Raw genomic sequence first — 2,535 nt, 5'->3', positions numbered from 1 at the left:
GACTTTTTCCCCGTATTACCCTTCTACCGCTGCCGGGGTTAACCTCGACTCTACAACAATGGTTACAGCAAGACTGGGAAACGGCTATTAATAACCTCAATCAATACTTTCGGTACAGCCGCCAGTTTATTCCTGTCCTTGCCGCCGTTAACCGCGTTTTATCGCAATTCCCAGAGGCAGAAATTATCTATCGGGTGTCCCGTCTGGCAGAAAATCCCTCCGATTGGCAATTGTTAAAATATGCGTCGGCGAAACTGTTTTCTTTTCCTCGCAGCAAAATCCGTCTCGATACCCCTGCTCGCGCCGCTGCCGCCGGTTTTTGGTATCTTCACCAACGGGACACCGAAAAAGCCGAAAAAGCCTTTGCTGTGGTACGTTCCCTCGCCTACGGGGAAGAAATGTATAGCCTCGCCCAAACTTTACACCGATTTAGTCAGGCAGCAACTCCCGATAGTATCGCTTCCCTGGAGGTTGCCCCCATTGCCGCAGAACCGTCATTACGTCCGCAAACTTGGCAAGCTATCAGCAGTTTAAATCTAGTTATCGCAGAAATGGCTTTAGTCAAGGGAAGTTACTCCCAACAGACCAGATCCCTCGCTCTTAATCGGATTATCGGGGAATTAATCGATATAGCCGACCAGCAGGCGACTACTTTACCCCAAGCAGAAAAAGAATTAATCTTTTCTATCGTCCTAAAATGGCTAAAAATTAGCGCATCCATCGCGGGAACGGTGGGAACGGTAACTATTACCCAACCGATTCCTAATCCCTACATTATCGGTGATCCGGTTATCGGTAAACGCTTTGTTGGTCGTGAGGATATCCTGCGGGAACTTCAGTCAATGTGGTCCGGAGATAACCTATCCTCCGTGGTTCTCTATGGTCATCGTCGCATGGGTAAAACTTCGATTCTACGCAATCTGGAGACATATCTTCCACCAGATGTCTCCGTTATCTACATTAATTTACAGCGCGTGGCCACAGTAACCAGCCTAGCCGAAGTTCTCCTGACTATGGCTGAGGAAATCGCCCAAACTTTGGCAATTGATGCCCCAGAAGAGGAAAAAATCTCCCAACATCCAGAAATGTATTTTAATCGTTATTTAGACCGTCTGATGCGCCAGATTCTGCCGGAAAAAGCTAAAACCGGTTTAATTATTGCCCTCGATGAGTTCGAGATAATTGAGGATTTAATCGAAGCGAATACCCTCCCCCAGAATTTCCTCGGCTATCTGCGTTCCCTTGTCCAGAGTAGTCCGCGTCTAGCTTTTGTTTTTGCCGGATTACATACCCTAGAGGAGATGACTGCCGATTATTTTCATCCTTTTTTTGGCAGTGTTTACCCGATTCCAGTTAGTTTCCTCTCTCCTGAATCTACTCGCGTTATCCTCGCTAATCCCGTTGGGGAAGACGAGGATTTTCCCCTAGACTATACCCCATCCGCTTTGGACAAAATTTATCAACTTACCCACGGTCAACCCTATCTAGTACAACTGATCGGCTTTCATCTGGTACGTTTTTATAATAAACAGGTCTTTGAGTTGCAACGTCCCCAAGATATTCGTTTTCAGGTGGAAGATGTGGAAAAAGCCATCGATGCTGAGTTTTTCCAAAGGGGGAATTATTATTTTACGGGTGTCTGGAAACAGGCTAAACAAGATGCGGCCGGACAACAGGAAATTTTAATAGTTCTTTCTCCCCATCTGCAAGGATTAACCCGGGCAGATTTACTGTCCAGCACCGGATTAACTGCCACAACTCTCGACCGGGCCCTAAAAACCCTTGAAAATCATCATGTCATCGAATGCCAAGACTCCCATTATCGGATTGCTGTGGAATTATTCCGTCGTTGGGTATCGGAAACGAAACAAGAAACAATGACCTAAATTCTTTTGTTATATTTTTGGCTAATATCTCAGCCCAGAATGGGGCTTGCTTAATAAATGTGAAATGTAGGCAAGGTAAGGGTTTTGGGGGTCTGTCTTGCGAAACAGGTGCAAGGAGAGAATCGTGCTTCAAAACCTTGCGTCTTCATCGGCCCGCGTCCTGTAGGGGCGAAGCATTCGGGCAATAACCTATCACTGAAACCGTAGATTTTCTATCCGAATGCTTCGCCCGTACTTTTTTAGCAAACCCCAAATAGGGGGGTTACAGGGCAGCACGGATTCCCACTATAACAAAATAATAGAACAAATCTGGGAATTTGTCAAGGCCTTGGCAATTTTCTGGTTAAAATTGTTTGTTGAGATGGGGTAAGGGGCAAGACCCGCCCGGCTCCGACGAAAAACTTTAGTATAATCAAGAATATTTAAGTAAGTGGTTTCAATTAAATTGAAGATAGATTTTGTCCTTGATCCCCCCTGCCCCCCTTGATAAGGGGGGTGCCGATAGGCGGGGGGATCCCCCTTGATAAGGGGGGTTTTGATCCCCCCTGCCCCCCTTGATAAGGGGGGTTTTGATCCCCCCTGCCCCCCTTGATAAGGGGGGTGCCGATAGGCGGGGGGATCCCCCTTGATCATGGGGGTGTCTGACAAT

1 protein-coding gene is annotated in these 2,535 nt (G+C 47.0%); it reads left to right on the top strand.

Going from position 1 to position 2,535, the window contains the following annotated elements; all coding sequences use genetic code 11:
- Positions 1 to 1,886 (top strand): AAA family ATPase (locus PX482_RS04530; protein ID WP_288122124.1); only part of this gene is annotated, 1,886 nt, incomplete at its 5' end.
- Positions 1,887 to 2,535: the final 649 nt, after the last annotated feature.

This window comes from Microcystis sp. M53602_WE12 (genome assembly GCF_030065455.1).
In the GTDB taxonomy this organism is placed as follows: Bacteria; Cyanobacteriota; Cyanobacteriia; order Cyanobacteriales; family Microcystaceae; genus Microcystis; species Microcystis aeruginosa.
This window is presented reverse-complemented; position numbering and strand designations above follow the sequence as displayed.